The sequence below is a fragment of the Secundilactobacillus paracollinoides genome, assembly GCF_001702155.1.
Classification (GTDB): domain Bacteria; phylum Bacillota; class Bacilli; order Lactobacillales; family Lactobacillaceae; genus Secundilactobacillus; species Secundilactobacillus paracollinoides.
The window spans coordinates 210179-226413 of sequence record NZ_CP014912.1; the positions used below are offsets into that span (position 1 = coordinate 210179).

At 47.9% G+C, this 16235-nt stretch carries 14 protein-coding genes; 6 read left to right on the forward strand and 8 right to left on the reverse strand.

All coding sequences use genetic code 11. The features are described 5' to 3' along the window. The first annotated feature begins 93 nt into the window (after positions 1-93). The gene (locus AYR61_RS00855; RefSeq protein WP_056987793.1) at positions 94-558 is read left to right on the forward strand and encodes an NUDIX hydrolase; all 465 of its coding nucleotides are present in this window, start codon (positions 94-96) and stop codon (positions 556-558) included. Positions 559-580: 22 nt separating this feature from the next. Further along, entirely contained in the window at positions 581-1426 is an 846-nt protein-coding gene (locus AYR61_RS00860) for an aldo/keto reductase (protein WP_065900982.1), read from the forward strand. A gap of 428 nt (positions 1427-1854) precedes the next feature. On the opposite strand, the gene AYR61_RS00865 is transcribed toward AYR61_RS00860, so the two are convergent. After that, positions 1855-2709 (reverse strand): SPFH domain-containing protein, encoded by an 855-nt coding sequence (locus tag AYR61_RS00865; protein WP_065900985.1) that lies wholly within the window; start codon positions 2707-2709, stop codon positions 1855-1857. 1053 nt (positions 2710-3762) lie between these two features. Between AYR61_RS00865 and AYR61_RS00870 the strand changes: the two genes are divergently transcribed. Together AYR61_RS00870 and AYR61_RS00875 are read left to right on the forward strand one after the other, a co-directional pair. After that, entirely contained in the window at positions 3763-3996 is a 234-nt protein-coding gene (locus AYR61_RS00870) for a cytochrome b5 domain-containing protein (RefSeq protein WP_056987794.1), read from the forward strand. A 136-nt stretch (positions 3997-4132) separates the two neighbouring features. Then, a complete protein-coding gene (locus tag AYR61_RS00875; RefSeq protein WP_056987795.1) occupies positions 4133-5032 on the forward strand; it encodes a 3-hydroxyacyl-CoA dehydrogenase in 900 nt (299 codons plus the stop codon). Positions 5033-5100: 68 nt separating this feature from the next. Here the strand turns inward: AYR61_RS00875 and AYR61_RS00880 are convergent, their stop codons facing one another. The 3 genes from AYR61_RS00880 to fabI form a co-directional block, all read right to left on the reverse strand. After that, positions 5101-5784 (reverse strand): ABC transporter ATP-binding protein, encoded by a 684-nt coding sequence (locus AYR61_RS00880; protein ID WP_065900986.1) that lies wholly within the window; start codon positions 5782-5784, stop codon positions 5101-5103. Further along, entirely contained in the window at positions 5784-6839 is a 1056-nt protein-coding gene (locus AYR61_RS00885; RefSeq protein WP_065900989.1) for an ABC transporter permease, read from the reverse strand. Before AYR61_RS00885 ends, AYR61_RS00880 begins: the two co-directional genes overlap by 1 nt. A gap of 214 nt (positions 6840-7053) precedes the next feature. Next, the gene (fabI, locus tag AYR61_RS00890) at positions 7054-7812 is read right to left on the reverse strand and encodes an enoyl-ACP reductase FabI (RefSeq protein ID WP_083215439.1); all 759 of its coding nucleotides are present in this window, start codon (positions 7810-7812) and stop codon (positions 7054-7056) included. 180 nt (positions 7813-7992) lie between these two features. Here fabI and dhaS point away from each other — a divergent pair, with 180 nt between their 5' ends. Further along, a complete protein-coding gene (gene dhaS / locus AYR61_RS00895; RefSeq protein WP_225353242.1) occupies positions 7993-8592 on the forward strand; it encodes a dihydroxyacetone kinase transcriptional activator DhaS in 600 nt (199 codons plus the stop codon). 535 nt (positions 8593-9127) lie between these two features. Here the strand turns inward: dhaS and ltrA are convergent. Continuing rightward, entirely contained in the window at positions 9128-10510 is a 1383-nt protein-coding gene (gene ltrA, locus AYR61_RS00900; RefSeq protein ID WP_065900954.1) for a group II intron reverse transcriptase/maturase, read from the reverse strand. A gap of 556 nt (positions 10511-11066) precedes the next feature. Between ltrA and AYR61_RS00905 the strand changes: the two genes are divergently transcribed. Beyond that, a complete protein-coding gene (locus AYR61_RS00905; protein WP_056987798.1) occupies positions 11067-11705 on the forward strand; it encodes an SDR family oxidoreductase in 639 nt (212 codons plus the stop codon). Between the two features lie 104 nt (positions 11706-11809). Here the strand turns inward: AYR61_RS00905 and AYR61_RS00910 are convergent, their stop codons facing one another. From AYR61_RS00910 to AYR61_RS00920, 3 genes are all read right to left on the reverse strand, one after another. Then, positions 11810-12934 (reverse strand): VanZ family protein, encoded by a 1125-nt coding sequence (locus AYR61_RS00910; protein ID WP_065900991.1) that lies wholly within the window; start codon positions 12932-12934, stop codon positions 11810-11812. A 216-nt stretch (positions 12935-13150) separates the two neighbouring features. Beyond that, positions 13151-14092 carry a Dyp-type peroxidase gene (locus AYR61_RS00915; RefSeq protein ID WP_065900994.1) on the reverse strand — a complete coding sequence of 314 codons (942 nt, stop codon included), beginning with the start codon at positions 14090-14092 and terminating at the stop codon, positions 13151-13153. An 838-nt stretch (positions 14093-14930) separates the two neighbouring features. Beyond that, the gene (locus tag AYR61_RS00920; RefSeq protein ID WP_065900999.1) at positions 14931-16229 is read right to left on the reverse strand and encodes a pyrimidine-nucleoside phosphorylase; all 1299 of its coding nucleotides are present in this window, start codon (positions 16227-16229) and stop codon (positions 14931-14933) included. Positions 16230-16235 lie beyond the last annotated feature (6 nt).

A 16235-nucleotide genomic window follows, 5' to 3' on the forward strand; every position in this document is an offset into this window, starting at 1 on the left:
CTGACCAAATATGCAAACGGAAAAATGAGCATTCAACACCGTTTCCTGCTAGGATAAAGATAGTTCTGAATTTTTTAATGATTGAGGTGAATTATGGGATATTTATTACAGTTACGTCAATTTGTCGGTCATCGGCCACTTATTTCAACCGGCGCGGCAACATTGGTGTATAATTCAAAAAACCAACTCCTTCTGGTATACCGGACGGACACCCACCTCTGGGGACTGCCCTCCGGTTCCAAGGAATTAAATGAAGCATTGGAAACGACCGCGATTCGTGAAGTTGCTGAAGAAACCGGTATTCGTATTTCGGCACCCACGTTTAAAACACTACTCAGCGGTCCCCAAATGCAATTTAAGTATCCCAACGGCGACCAAATCGATGCCGTTATCGTCGTTTATCAGGCGACGGCCACTGACCAGCCCCTGCTACCACAGGCCGGTGAAACGGAACGCGTTCGTTATTTTTCATTGAACGCCTTACCAGCACCTGACCAGCTCACAGGGTTTTCGGCAGCCATCCTAAAGGCCGCCGCCCTCATCGAACCATCGTCATGATCTAACAAAGGAAGGGTTTAATTTGAAAACTGTAACCATTAATAACCAAGTCGTACCAGCCATCGGGATCGGCACGTGGCACATGGGCGATGACCCCGCTATCGAAAAACAGGAAATTAATGCCATCCGTGCCGGCCTTAATGCCGGTGCCAAAGTTATCGACACCGCAGAAATGTACGGGTCGGGCGCAGTGGAAACACTAGTTGGCAAAGCGATCCAGGGTTATGACCGCGACCACCTGTACCTGATTTCAAAAGTGCTGCCAAATAATATCGCAAAAACAATTGAAGACCACCTGGATGACAGTCTCAAGCGTCTTGGTACCGACTACGTTGACCTCTACCTCTATCACTGGCGTGGTGGGGCGCCGTTGATTGAAACGGTCACTGAGCTTGAGCGGATGCAGATCAAGGGCAAAATTAAAGCTTGGGGCGTTTCGAACTTCGATATCGACGACATGACTGAACTATGGGACCTGCCGATCGGTAACAAAGTCGCCGCTAACGAAGACCTGTATAACCTCGGCAGCCGGGGAATCGAATATAGTCTTCTGGGTTGGCAGACTGATCACAACGTGCCCATGATTGCTTACAGCCCGGTTGGCAATGCCGATTCACTAGGAGCCAATATGACTGGCAACGCAAACGTCCTGAAGGTCGCCGCTGCGCACAATGCGACAGCTTACCAGATCATTCTTGCCTGGGCCATTCACCGGCCACAAGTGCTCGCCATTCCAAAAACGGCTCAGCCGGAGCACATGACAGACAACGTTGCTGCAATGGATATCACACTGAGTAAGGCAGAATTGGCGTTGTTGGATGTGGCATTTCCGGCGCCGACTCGGAAACTGCCATTGGATATTTTATGATGAATTCAAAAAAGTACCTACTATTGACCGCTCATTGGTCATTAGTGGGTACTTTTTCATGATTGAAATGGTCTTTTTTTATCGTCTCTTGAATTCCAGAAAGTAGAAGATTGTATATAAGAGGACTATGGCAACTTATGTCGTCGCTTTCTTGGCAACCGTGCCGAAACGAGTTGAACACAAGCGGACTATGTTACAACATTATTGCCCTGCTTTCTTGGCAACCGTGCCGAAACGAGTTACACCAAAAAGACTTGCACACAAACGGACCATCTCACCTAATGTCGTCACTTTCTTGACAACCGTGCCGAAACGAGTTACACAAACCAAAGACTTGCACAGAAGCGGACTATGTTACAAAATCCAAACCCGGGATTTTATAACATAGTCCGCTTCTGCTCCAGTCTTTAACCGATTTGTTCCACTCTCTACTTCGTCTCCGTAGTATTAATCACCGGCTGGGTTCCACGTTCGGAAATAATCGTCACCATCACATTATTGATCAGCTGCAATTTTCGGTCATCTGACAATTCTAAGTCTGTATCTTCTTGCAGCTTGCGGATGGCGTCCTCCGTTATGGACACCGCACCGTCGACAATGATCTTTCGAGCTGACAGAATTGCTGCCGACTGTTGTCGCTGCAACATCGCACTGGCAATTTCAGTTGCGTAGGCCAAGTGCGTCAATCTCGTTTCAATGACCTTAACACCAGCGATATCCAACCGTGACTGCAATTCCTCAGTCAGCTGATTAGAGACCTCAGTCGGATTGCTCCGCAAGGTGACGGTTTCACTTTCATCAAACGCATCGTACGGAAATTCTGATGCCATGTGACGAATGGCCGATTCGCTTTGAATCTCCACAAACTGCTCATAATCGTCCACGTCAAACAGCGCTTTGCTAGTGTCCACGACCTTAAATACGATTACAGCCGCAATTTCCACCGGGTTCCCGCGCAGATCGTTCACCTTCAGCAAACTACTATTAAAGTTTCTGACCCGCAATGATACCGGTGTCTTATTGGTCAGCGGAATCGTCATAAACAATCCCGCTTGTCGAATGGTGCCGACATACTGACCAAAAAACGTCAGTGCCTTCGCTTCATTCGGTGCAATAATGGTCAGTGAACTGCCAGCAATCAGCGCAACAATGATCAAAAGGACACCAATAACGACCAACGCAATTGTTTGCAGCCAAATGCACCAACCGCCCAAAAGCAGCAGTGCGATGGCGATAATCAACCCTAAATACCCATTTACGTGAAAGACTGTTTTTTCAGTCATTTGAAACCCCTCACTTTCCCACAATTCGTTAAACTAATGCTTAGTATTAGAACTGTTTAACGATCATGATGAAACGGCTTATAGAAAAGGGCTGATGCTGAAACGTCCCCTTCTGTCTTCCTTCATGCTCTATTATAAGGCAGTCAAGATAACGTTTCATTGAAATCGATTCCAACTTTTATTAAAAAATTGAGTGTTTTTACTTTGACTTTGTCAAAAATTAGTTATAATTATGTATGAGCCGGGACTATGGAGTACTGCTCCCCTTACCCGTTCGGTTATTAATGACCCTGGTGGTAACACCATCGGTCCGCAGCAACTCCCCCTCCATAACAACCGGTTCTACCTTGCCGCCTGACCCTACTATCAGGCGGTTTTTTTGTAGAGTGTGGAAGCAGGCGGTTAGAGGGCGGAGCATAAGCTAACTCTGGCATAAATGCCTGAACTTGGCATTTGTGCCAGAGTTGGCTTATGCAGTAGCCCTCTGCCTGCTGGAACACGTTTCGGCTATATAAAATAGACGCACTAGGTACCGCAAACCTTTATTACATATTAGCTCAAAGAGTGCGAAACCAGGGGCGGTTAAAGGGTGGAGCATAAGGGACTTTGACCAGAAATTCCTGGTCTTGGAATTTGTGGTCGAAGTCCCTTAGGTGCAACCCTTTGCCTCGTGTAGCACGTTTCGGCTATATAGGGGAAATGCACTATAATATGGTTAATTATCGAAGGATAAAAAAGTGCGGAAAAAAGCGTTTAGGGGGCGGAGCACGTTACCGCTATATAAAATAGATACACTATGTACTAAACCTTCATTAAACATAACAGCAAAAACTGCGAAACCAGAAGCGGATAAAGGGTGGCGCCTAAAAAATCACGCTCCGCTCCATCCCATAAACCCATCAACCACCACACCAAGCCCACCTCATTCCAAACAATCGCCCCCAACACCCAAAAAAATACATAACAAAAAAAGTACAAAACAGTCGTTCAATAAGTTTTCATCCGATAAATGAGTTATACTAGACCTATCAAATGATAAATGAGGTGGGCCATATGGCAGAAAAAACTTTCACAGTAGAAGAACTCAAACAATTTGATGGTCAAGACGGCCACAAGGCATACGTTGCCGTTGAAGGCGTTGTTTATGACGTCACCGGTGTGGAAGCCTGGCAAGCAGGCAAACATCATGGCAACTTAGCGGGCCAAGACCTCACTGATGCCATTTCCCAAGCACCACATGGTAAAGCTGTCTTAGGATCACTCCCGGTTGTCGGAAAATTAGCTTAGATGACGTTAAAGCCACTGACCATTTGCGCCAGTGGCTTTTTTATTGTCTTAATAGACGGCTGTTCACGAAAGCCTTATCAATAGCGTTTTGTCAACTATCATGCTACACTCGTCCCAAACAAAGGGAGGGTTCATTATGAACATCAACAAACTGGTCGTCCTGGGTGGCGGCGTATTAGGGTCTCAAATTGCTTATCAGTCAGCTTATTCCGGCATTCCAACTGTAATTTACGATATTTCGGACGATGCCGTGGACGCCGCAAAACTTCGGGTGGCCACCTACCCTGCTCAGTTTCAACGCGATCTCAACGCGACTGATACCGCATTGGAAGAAGCCGCTTCACGGTTAACCTACACTAGTGATATCGCAAAGGCTGGCCTCAACGCCGATGTCATCATTGAAGCTGTGCCGGAACAGCCGGCCATCAAGGAAAGCGTTTATGATCAGCTTAAGCCACTGATTACCGCGGACACACTGCTGCTCACCAATTCTTCAACTCTGTTGCCTAGCGAACTGATCAAATACGCGCCTAATCCAGCGCGCTTTTTAGCCATGCATTTTGCCAATCAAATTTGGATCCACAACGTTGCTGAAATTATGTGGGCTGAAGGCACGCCAACTCAGGCAATTGACGATGCGGTTGATGTTGCTAAACAACTGCAAATGATTCCGATCAAGATACAAAAAGAAGTGTCAGGTTACGTCATGAATTCGATTTTTCTGCCAATGATCTACGCTGCCCTATTTCTTTGGGCCGATGGCAATTCAGACCCGCACTCGATCGACAAAGACTGGATGGTCAGCATGGGCGTTGACCGTGGGCCGTTTGGCTTTCTAGACCTCATGGGGTTGCGAACAGCTGTCAACATTGCCAAAGGCTTCTACCAGCAGACAAATGATGAGCGTTATCAGCTCGTCGCCGACAAACTACAATCGGAATATGTTAACCATAATAAGCTCGGAGCAGAAACCGGTGAGGGCTTCTATACCTACCCCGATCCAGCCTATACTAACCCAGCATTTATAACAGCATAGTCCAATACCAAAAGGCTCACACCCGAATTCAATCTGAATTCCAGCGTGAGCCTTTTGACGTCAATTTTTCAATGAAACATTGCTTTATCAGCTGCAGTCAACACCCCATCCGTCATCACCATGACCCGGTCCGTGTACGTCAAAAGCCGGTCGTCATGCGTGATCATCACAATGGCCTGTTGATTATCATGCGCCATTTGAGCCATTGTTTGGACGACTTGAACCGCGCGGGCAGCGTCCAAACTCGCGGTGGGTTCATCCGCAAATATCATTTTGGGTTGGTGATAAAACGCCCTGGCAATCGCTACCCGTTGCCGCTGACCACCCGATAATTCATTGGGATAATGCCCACGCTGATCCCAGATCCCAAGGTCAGTGAGCAATCGTTGCTGACGGTCTGGCTGCTTATTTTTGGTGATGCGATCCACTAACGACAGCTGTTCCTGGACGGTCAAATATGGAACAAGGTTTGACGCCTGCAGGATAAACCCAAAGTCGGCAAACCGTAACTGTGACCGGTCATGTTCTGAGAGCTGCGCAATGTCACGATCACCTAACAGAATCTGCCCACTCGTTGGCGTCTGCAAACCGCCCATCATCGTCAGCAAAGTCGTTTTCCCAGAACCGGACGGCCCAGTTAGCGCCAGAAATTCTCCTGCATCAACACTGAGATCCGTTGGGGTGACAGCGTTAACGACCGTGTCCCCCTGACCAAATTGTTTCACAACCTTCTTTAACGTCATCAATGCCATTATGCGTCCCCTCCAATCGCATCCAGCGGGTCAATTCGGTTGATCCGCCAAATGGAAACCATCGCACCCAATACGACCATCGCAAGTAAAATCACTGCCGCTGCGATCACCAGCAGCCAACTGCTGTAATATGGCATAGCCGCTGGAATCACGAGAACTGTCAGCTGATTGAGGATCAGACCGATGCCGACGCCGATGAGGCCGATCAGCCACGACTGACTCAGTAAGGCGCGAACCATACGTCCACTCGAAATACCTTGCGCCCGCATCACCCCGTACATCTGCGTTTTTTCAATCGTCATGATGTACATGAAGATGCCAATGATGAACGCAATGATCACAAATAATGAGCCGATCATTAATTCAAACGTGCTGACCTCAGCGCTGTACCCTGGTAGTTTATTGATCAGTTTGCTGATTGAAAGGCGCTGATACCCCTTGCCTAGTGCGCTATTTTCGGCAGTTTTAAAGACCACGCCGCTAATTTGACCTGGGGTACCGGTAAAGGCTTGGTAGTTACCAATACTCATAAAAATAACGGGTAAGGTACTAAACCGGTTATTCTTGGTCACCCCAACGATCTTGTAGCGCTGGTCGCCACCATTCAGAGTAACGGTGCTGCCCTGTTTTAACCCGTTTGTCAGCAGACTGTCATCAACGACGATTTCGTGCGTACGTTTGGGCTGATGACCGCTGACCAGTGTCGGGGCCAAGAACCCGTTAGCGTTGATGCCCAAGACAGTCACGTTCGTGTTATGCCCACTATTTGCCGCTACGGACATGCTTTCAGCAACTGGCTGCCGGTTGGTGGTTGTTTTTAAATTGCTCGGCAACGTTTCCTGTGACAATTTTGAAGACGCCAAACTATTGTTGGCGTACTTACTGATGACCACGCTATTGGCATCCCAGCGGTCAATTGCCGACCGGTTGTTATTGGCGAGACCAAAAGCTAACCCACTCAAGAAATAGATCAGGTAAGACACTAGGATGATGACTAGGATCATCAGCAGGTAGCGCGCTTTTGAATGCAACATTTCCTTATAAGCCAAATACATGCTTGTCACTCCATTTCGTTTATCACTTGATAACTGAATTGAGTATAGCATGCATTTTTGGAAGATTCAATCTCTCATTGTGTGTGCCCGGAGTCTGAAAACGTGTAATCGTCGTCTGAGAAAGCCGTTAAAGGGCCAACTTAAGCGATAAAAAAGAGACCTGGAAATAACAACCATTTCCAAGCCTCTTTTTTATGATTTAAGTGACAAAATGCTACATCAAATGCGTTCCCTTATCAACATAGATCGTATCCCCAACAAGGCCAGTGGCCAGTGGGCTCAACAGGAAGGCCGCCGTGTTGCCGACTTCTTGAATCGTGACCCCTTCGCCATCGACCGTCCGCGAGTTAGACAACTCGATCAACTTGCTGTAATCCTTCACACCCGTTACGGCTAACGTCTTAACAGCGCCGGCTGAAATGGCGTTTACCCGAATGTTTTGGTTGGCAAGGTCGCGGGCAAGGTAACGCACAGTTGCTTCCAAGCCAGCTTTGGCAATCCCCATGATGTTGTAGTTTGGAATGGCGCGTTCTGACCCCATGTACGTCAAGGTCACAATACTGCCGCCATCATTCATGATTTCGCGACCATACTTGGCCACAGAAATGAGGGAGTACACGCTGATGACCTCAGCCTTTTCGAAGGCATCCAAGTCTGCATCCGTCGTTTCACCAGATAAGGCTTCTGGGTCTGCATAAGCAATTGCATGAATAATACCGTCAATGCTGCCGACTTGTGCTTTAATTGTCGCAAAGGCCGTTTTAACGTTTTCTGGGTCCGCCACATCACATTCAACTAACTGGACGTCCTCGTCGATAAACTGGCTGAGACTCTTCTTAAACCGTTCATTTTGATACGTTAAGATTAACTGGGCCCCCTGCGCCTGTAACGCCTGATAGCAGCCGTATGCTAGGCTTCGCTTGTTGGCAACCCCCATAATCACAATCTTTTTTCCATCTAAAATACCGCTCACTGGAATTCACTCCTCTAAATTAATGGTCACATAAATAATGACGTTCACGCCGTTAACTATCGCACGTAGCATTATTTTACAATTTTTGCGAGGTGCTGACAAATCATCCTCTTCAACGGTCGAAACTGGCACCCACCGGAAAACGCGGTATAATAGCGGTAACACCTCGGAGGGATGCAAATGACCACCAAAAATAAAATTGCACAGGCGACCAAATCACTTGTGGTAAGCGACCCGTTCGATCACATTTCCGTAACCAGTATCATGAAAACAGCCAATTTGCGCCGCCAATCCTTTTATGATTACTTCCACGATAAGTACGATGTGCTTGCGTGGATCTACCAGACGGAAACGGATACCGCAATCAAACACTGCGGCAACTACCGGTTTTGGCCGCAAACGCTGCGGCGGATGCTCACTTACTTTGTGGAAAATCATGACTTTTATCGCCAACTGTTACCGTTAGACGTACAAAATGCCCCTGAAACGATCATTAAAACGCACTTACAAACCATGATCGGTAGTATTTTTGTCAGCATGGGTGAGGCCGAACACATCGCCATTGATACCGACTACTGCCGGTTTCTGCAACGCACGCTGGGCGACTCCCTCTACGCCAGTGTTGATCAGTGGCTAACTGATCCTGATCCGCAACCCATGACAACTCAGTATCAGTTTTTGCGTCACTACCTCGAAGATGGCATGAACGGGTTGCTCATGCGGTCAAAACAAATTAAAACCTATCATCGCGCTGATGACCGTAATACGGAAGTCGGCTGATTCTGACAATTGCCGAGGTCTGGAGCGTCTTTTCAATACCCTGATAGCCCGTTGCATTCTGCAATTTGGCACAGCGCCGTAGTGGCTCGCAACAGCGCTGTGCCAAAATGCGCCATTCCACTAAAATTGAGCTATCTTTATAGCACCTATTAAGCAACACAATAGCGTTAACCCTAGTTTGCGGAGAATCCGCCCTCGACTGCTCATTATGATATTGACAGCAATGCTTCCCATAATGCGCTACTACCAGTAGCAATTAATTAGCGCGTTTAATGACACCACTTATGAATATCCACCAGCAATTGTGACTACTGCCAGAATCCTTGCGTAGTTGAACCGACCGACATGATGGCACTATGTGATAAACAAAGATAACAGGAACACCATATTCAACCATTCGTGAATGACCACAAACGGAACAAACAATGGGTTTAAGTCAAAAACTCGTCTAATCGAGTAGGAGGTAATTGATTAATTCAATTACCGACCTCTCACACCACCGTACGTACGGTTCCGTATACGGCGGTTCAATAATTTAAGCACTTTGTATTGACTGGAGTGTCTTGCTCATATTGATGAGTCCAAGGCGTTCCAGTCTTTTGTTTGTCAGAGTATAGGTCAATGTCTTGCTATGCGCAGTTCGCCAATAACCCTTACGGGTATTGGCCATTGTATAAGCACTGGTGCCAGAAAGCCCCAGTTTTACAAGATGATTGACCTTTGTTTTGAGCTTCTTCCACTGTTTCCAAATATACTGGCGAATCCTTGCTCGCAACCATTCGTCTAAGTGACGGATAAAATTGGTCATTTTCCCGACCGAATAGTACTGTAACCACCCACGCATCTTTTGATGAATCTCGTTAAACACCAGGTTTAACGAAACGCCCCGATTGCGCTTGGTCATTTTCCTGAGTGCAGACTTGATGCGTTGCTTGGCCTGCCAAGCAGGTCGCGCATACGCACCTCCTCGACCAACCCCCAAGGAAAATCCCAGGAACTTGGCCCGCAGAGGCGAACTTACTGATGTCTTGTCCTCATTGACGGTGACCTTTAGGTCGCCTTCAAGAAAGCGAGTAACATTAGTCAGAACCCGTTCTCCAGCACGTTTGCTTCGGACATAAATATTACAATCGTCCGCATAGCGGACAAACTTATGACCTCTGGAAGTTAACAGCTTATCCAGTTCGTTGAGATAAATGTTAGCCAAAAGTGGCGATAAGGGGCCACCTTGAGGGGTGCCTTTATCACTTCGTTCAAATAGACCACCATTCATGACACCGCTGGTTAGGAAGCGACGAATGAGATGCAGTATCCATGGATCCGTAATATACTGCTCAATAAATTTAATAAGCAGATCGTGGTTGACCGTATCGAAGTATGCTTTTAAATCGAGATCCACGACATAGTGATAGCCCTGATTGTAGAACTGAACCACTCTATCAATGGCATCTTTAGCACTTCGATTCGGTCGGAACCCAAAACTATTATCTGAGAAGACACGCTCAAATGTTGGCACCATGACTTGCGCCATGGCTTGTTGAACAAGTCGGTCAATCACAGTTGGTATTCCGAGCTTGCGTTTACCACCATTAGGTTTTGGAATTTCAACCCGCTTAACGGGACGAGGCCGATAGGTCTCGTTTTGTAAAGCTTGCAGTAATTCCTGTTTATGTTTCCTCAAGTAGGGCAACAGTTCGTCAACGGTCATTCCGTCTAGTCCTGCTGCACCTTTGTTTCTGCAGACGCGAAGATAAGCCTCGTTCAGGTTATTTCGGTCTAAGACTAACTCTTGAAACTTAGTGCCGTTCATCATCGTATTTTCACCAGAGTCAGTGCTACGCACCCCGACTTGTTCTTGGGCTTCCAGTCCTACTGTCCGCCGGCGGTCAGCTTTTTCTGTATTCTGCGGTTGTTGCACTGTCTCCACCTCCAATATCAATGATGACCTATTATTGTTCAGCCCTTCGTGGCAGATACCACTACTATGGCCTCGGCTGACTCCTGTATCGTTCTGCACCACATCACTGCGATGTTTGTTCCTGTGGCGCTTAGCGCGCCTCTTGTCGGGAACGTACGATACAGGCCTCCCCGGGTAAGAACGCCCACTTTCGTACCATGTCATTGCCAGCTTTACTGCGATGGCCTCGAGTAGTATTGGACTTTGGTTTGTTTGGCAACCTCGTCCGACCAACACAGCCTTATAGCTGATTCTTGTACATCAATGCGGTACTTTGTCGCCGACTTCCTTCAGATTCCACCTCACGATGGACACCCTTGTCATTGACTTGCGGTTCCGACTACTACGGCCCGCAACGGACTTTCACCGTCTAGTTGGCGCCCATGCCGGGCGCACCAAAGATGTAAACTTCAGTTTCAATCTGATCCGGACAACTCCCCTGCAGTTGTCCGTTTTTATTGACCGCCATGCCTTTTATAATAAAGTCGAATCATAAATGAAAAGGATGTGTCGATACATGAGTAATATCTTGATTTTAGGTGCAAACGGTCAGATTGCTCGGCTGGCTGAAAAACAATTGTTGGCGGAAACACCTCACCACCTGACACTGTTTCTTCGTAACGCTAGTCGAATCAGTGCGAGTGACGCAAACCGTGAAACCATCGTGGATGGCAGTGCAGATGATGTTGATCAATTAAAGAAAGCCGCCCTCGGCCAGGATATCGTTTACGCGAACCTGGCTGGGAACAATATCGAGGACCAGGCCAAGGCCGTCGTCACAGCCCTGGACGCCACTGGGATCAAACGCCTGATCTGGATCTCCACGCTGGGCATCTACGATGAAGTCCCCGGCAAATTTGGCGAGTGGAACAATGCAACGTTACAGGGTTATCTGCAACGCTACGCCGCGGCTGCCAAGGTTTTAGAGGATTCTGACTTAGACTACACCCTTATCCGGCCAGCTTGGCTTACGAATAACGATGTCATCGATTACGAAACCACCCAAAAAGGCGAGCCATTTAAGGGTACCGAGGTCTCGCGTAAGAGCATTGCGGCCTTCGTGGTCAAGCTCATTAACGACCCAACGCAGGAAATTAAACATTCCGTTGGCGTCAACCAACCGAATACGGATGGTGACAAGCCGGCATTTTACTAACGCCTGTAAAAAATCGCTTGATACCATTTTCCAAAAGTTTAACCACAGTCTCTGTTCAATAAAAAACACACTGCTGAATGCATTCAGCAGTGTGTTTTTTTCAGCTATTTACCGTAAGTAGATGTTAATTTCGTTCGACTGAATTTTTCAAACAACAATTCGTGACTTGGCCGAAAGACATCGATCAGCAGATCCACACCAATGACCAAAAAGAACAGCAAGGAAAAGCCAAACAAGCCAATGCCGATCCACTGTGATGTTAGGGACCCCGACTTGAAAAATTGATTCATAAACGCCATCACGTTCCAAACGATGATCAGGCTGTAGCCGCCCAGAAACCGGCCGATAACCTGTTGTTTAGACGCTGCATCGCCACTGCGGTCAGCAAGTTGCAAATGGACGACCCGCAGGCCAAGCGTTTTGCGCGTTACCAATTCTGGCAATAACACAACCAATGCCATGACAGCAAGTAGCACCAGTTCATCCGCGGCCTTTGGAACACCCAGAATACCCAAGACAAGTGAAACGACACCACTCACAACGGATATCTCCAGCCAATCAACAACAAACGCAGTCGCGTGACGGAAAGTGGACACTTTCTCAGCCCGCGGTTTAAGGCGTTCCATCACATGCTCAGAGGTCGGCAGGAACGGTATCGCGACCCTCGCCAGCCCGAATCCAAGAAAACCGCCAATCGTATTCATCAACAGATCATCCACATCAAACAACCGATACGGCCGCGGGTAGATGCCGTACAGACCCGACAACTGTGTCAATTCGAAGAACAAGGATAAGCAAAACGACATGAGAATCGTCTGCCACCACGACCGTTTAAAATGGGTCCGCAGGTAGAAGCCAAACGGCACAGTCAAGAAGATGTTAAAGACCGGTTGAATGACCGTTGGCGCCTTTATCGCCGGCAACCAAGTGTGGATATTTGTCAGCTGAAATGGATTATATTGCAGAAACTCGCGAATAAATAATAGCGGGTGCAAATTATACCGCGGTGTCGTCAACTTAGCGACTGACGCGATCGATGGCAACGGGAGAATAATCAAAAAATAGGCACACATCAAATAAAACACAAAACTATACAGCATCAGGATCGACCACCGAGAAATCGCGCCAAATCGGTGATAGTGCCAGAGCAGTACTGGAAACGTGATAAGCAGCGCCACAAACGGAAACGCAATGACGGCCATCTTAATATCGTAGGTGTATACAAACATAACAGTCCGTTCCTTTCAACGTCAGTACCCCCATTAAACTGAATTAATGAACGGGTGTCAATGAAAGGGCATTTCTGCAGTCACCCATTACCGTGAATTTGTGATGCCGCTTCATGCCATCGTTCAGGATAACGCTCAGCTGAAACTTGACCAACTTAAAAACGACTTAGACTGACCATTAACATGATCGAGCCGAAGTCGTTTTGAACTTACAGTTTAAAGTGCGTCATCCGCAATGTCGTCAACAAGTGATAGTGATGGAATAAAGTACATGTTCCCGTTGATCGGCGTACTGTAATCCAGCAACCGGTCGCTGTTGGTGAACATGCCCTCAAGCATCCGCCGAATAATCGCATACTCGCGCGCATACCCGATAAAGTAGGTCCCCGTCACGTTCTTCGCCGGGTCTGAAAACGGCACGTTCATCCGCACGATCTTATGCTCGATACCGTCCTTATTATCCTGAGCAACGATATTGTGGGCATTCGGCGACTTCTCCTCATCCGCTAATTCACGGTCAGAGAACTTCTTTCGGCCAATCGTTTTTTCCTGCTCCTCAGTTGGCAGTGCCTTCCACGCATCCATGTCATGGGTGTATTTCTGGGCAAAGGCGTATGAGCCGTCAATAAACTTCGGGTCCTCATCGCCGATCACCGCGTATTCTGGCGCTTGCTGAGTGCTTGGATTCTCAGTCCCATCAATGAAGCCAACAATTGCTCGGCCCTCAAAGTAGCGGAACCCATGTGTTTCATCTACAACGGACGTGACATCACGGAAGAATTCACTGAACTGATCCATGATTTCGTAAACAACGGCTTCGTTAACAGCCCGCACATGAAAGAAGAGATCCCCCGGCGTTGCTGGTGCGGTATACTTTGGTCCCTTAACTGGTTCAAAATCGACAAGTTGTTTTGGCTTGTCCGCATTTGGAAACAAATAGGTCCACGCTGCGTTACTAAAGCCAAAGGCAACGGCTAACTTTGCATCCGGATAGCGGATGTTCATGCTGTTTAAAATAGATTGGTAGTTGCCCGCAAAATCCTGTACTGCTGCCAACTCGGCATCCCGATCCTTACGATTCAATAAAAGCGTCGTAAATTCAATGTATTGGCCAGCATCCTTATAAACGGCCTGAGTATCTGTTAAATCAATTGTCATATGCGTCTCCTCCACCTTTTGTCTAGACTGATTCTAATTTGAGTATAGCATAGCCGCGTGTTGAGGTTGTGGTTGACGCTCACTTGTTCATTGGGCAACTTTTTGAAATGGTGTTTTCTGTTGCTGACTGGTTTAAATCGTGTTCCATGCCGCTTCGTTGCGCCGTTCGGCCCTGCAGGCTGAGGTGGGGTCGCTCCGGAGCTATTGAATTCTTACCAGAAATTCAAGGATCTCCTACGTCTCCCGTGTTCGTAAGCGAGGAAAGTACCCTCGCCAACGAACACCGACACCACAGCCAGCAATGCCGACCAGCTCCACTACGCTACGATACCTGTGTTAGTCATCGTAGACGTTAAGTCTTCATAAGCGATGTCATGAAACCTGTTAACCAATCGTTACCGGGTCCAAGCACCTTGCGAGAAGCATTGCTGTCAATGGACTTACCGCAGTCGAGGGCGGATTCTCTTCGAATTCGATTTAACGCTTTTGTGATGCTTAACCGATAATAAAAAGTAGGCTCAACGTCAGTGGAATGCAGCAATTTGGCAGGTTGTCGTGGTGTCGACATCAGTTAGCGACCGTTCTTGGGTCGGTTACTGATGTGCGAGACGACTGAGATCCACTCGAGAGCTGCGCAGCAGAAATCGAGTTAGCTCAGTCGCGAGCCACTTCGACGACCTGCCAAATTGCGGAATGCAACGGACTCTCACTGGACAGTGAAAAGATCATCCACTTCCTACCGTTTTCCTTCACGCTCAACAAAAAAGACCAACACTGCCAAACCCGCCTCAGGTTTACCATTATCAGTCTTTTGCCCGCATACGCCGCGGTGATGGTGCTATTTGATGATTTCGTGGATCAGTTTAATGGGTTCTGCATGATCTGCAATCTCAATGTTGTCGTACAGTAACGTCTTAATGTCGTCAACGGACTCACGATTACTGTAAATGGTCAGCAGCGACTCGCCAGCCTTGACTGGATCGCCCACCTTTTTGTGGAGTTCGAGACCAACCGCGTAATCCAGATCGTCATCCTTTGTTTGACGACCGCCGCCAAGCAACATGCTGGCGATACCCAATTCATCAGCAGTCATCTTAGCGACAACCCCGTCCGCCTTGGCTGGCAGGTCAATCTTAAACTGTGCTTGCGGCATCAACATCGGGTCATCGACCACGTCACCGTTGCCACCCTGCGCCACGATCATCTGTCGGAAGGACTCGAGTGCCTTGCCGTTATCGATGACGGCCTGCAGCATTGCGCGGGCTTCAGCTAAGGTCTTAGCCTTCTTAGCTAAAGCAACCATCTGACTGCCAAGCGTCAACACAAGATCCGTGATATCAGCCGGACCCTCACCCTTTAAAATGCTGATAGACTCTTGAATCTCCAACGCGTTGCCGATCATGTTCCCCAGTGGCTGGTTCATATCTGAAATGACCGCCATGCAATCCATTCCTGTGTTTTGACCGATTGAAACCAGTGCCTTTGCCAGATCACGCGCCTGGTCTCCACTCTTCATGAAGGCGCCAGAACCCGTCTTCACGTCAAGGACAAGGGCATCGGTACCGGACGCAATCTTTTTACTCATGATCGAGCCCGCAATCAATGGGATAGAATCAACAGTATCCGTCACATCGCGCAGTGCATAAATTTTCTTATCAGCGGGCGCAATATTGCCCGTCGCACCGACGATGGCGAGCTTAATATCCTTGACCTGTTGTTTGAACTGGTCTTCAGTCAGCTCAACGTTAAAACCAGGGATGGCCTCGAGCTTATCCAACGTGCCGCCAGTATGACCGAGGCCGCGCCCGGAAATCATTGGAATTGGAATCCCTAAGGCAGCAATCATTGGTGCCAATGGAATGCTGGTCTTGTCGCCGACCCCACCGGTTGAGTGCTTGTCCACTTTATTTCCTGGGATGTCGGACAGATCCAACTGGTCACCAGACTTCAACATCTGCATCGCCAACTCAGCCTGTTCGCCATCTGCCATGCCGTTAAAGTAGATGGCCATTAATAATGCGCTTGTCTGGTAGTCCGGAATCGATCCATCAACCACCCCATCCACGAAGAATTTGATCTCTTCGTTTGTTAAAGCGCTTCCATTTCTCTTGTGGTCAATCACGTCGACCATTCTCATAACCGT

Bases quoted from the DNA above. Each gene is read 5' to 3' on its own strand.
- AYR61_RS00855 (WP_056987793.1), top strand. From the start codon at position 94: ATGGGATATTTATTACAGTTACGTCAATTTGTCGGTCATCGGCCACTT.
- AYR61_RS00865 (WP_065900985.1), bottom strand. From the start codon at position 2,709: ATGACTGAAAAAACAGTCTTTCACGTAAATGGGTATTTAGGGTTGATT.
- AYR61_RS00870 (WP_056987794.1), top strand. From the start codon at position 3,763: ATGGCAGAAAAAACTTTCACAGTAGAAGAACTCAAACAATTTGATGGT.
- AYR61_RS00875 (WP_056987795.1), top strand. From the start codon at position 4,133: ATGAACATCAACAAACTGGTCGTCCTGGGTGGCGGCGTATTAGGGTCT.
- AYR61_RS00880 (WP_065900986.1), bottom strand. From the start codon at position 5,784: ATGGCATTGATGACGTTAAAGAAGGTTGTGAAACAATTTGGTCAGGGG.
- AYR61_RS00885 (WP_065900989.1), bottom strand. From the start codon at position 6,839: ATGTATTTGGCTTATAAGGAAATGTTGCATTCAAAAGCGCGCTACCTG.
- dhaS (WP_225353242.1), top strand. From the start codon at position 7,993: ATGACCACCAAAAATAAAATTGCACAGGCGACCAAATCACTTGTGGTA.
- AYR61_RS00905 (WP_056987798.1), top strand. From the start codon at position 11,067: ATGAGTAATATCTTGATTTTAGGTGCAAACGGTCAGATTGCTCGGCTG.
- AYR61_RS00910 (WP_065900991.1), bottom strand. From the start codon at position 12,934: ATGTTTGTATACACCTACGATATTAAGATGGCCGTCATTGCGTTTCCG.
- AYR61_RS00915 (WP_065900994.1), bottom strand. From the start codon at position 14,092: ATGACAATTGATTTAACAGATACTCAGGCCGTTTATAAGGATGCTGGC.
- AYR61_RS00920 (WP_065900999.1), bottom strand. From the start codon at position 16,229: ATGAGAATGGTCGACGTGATTGACCACAAGAGAAATGGAAGCGCTTTA.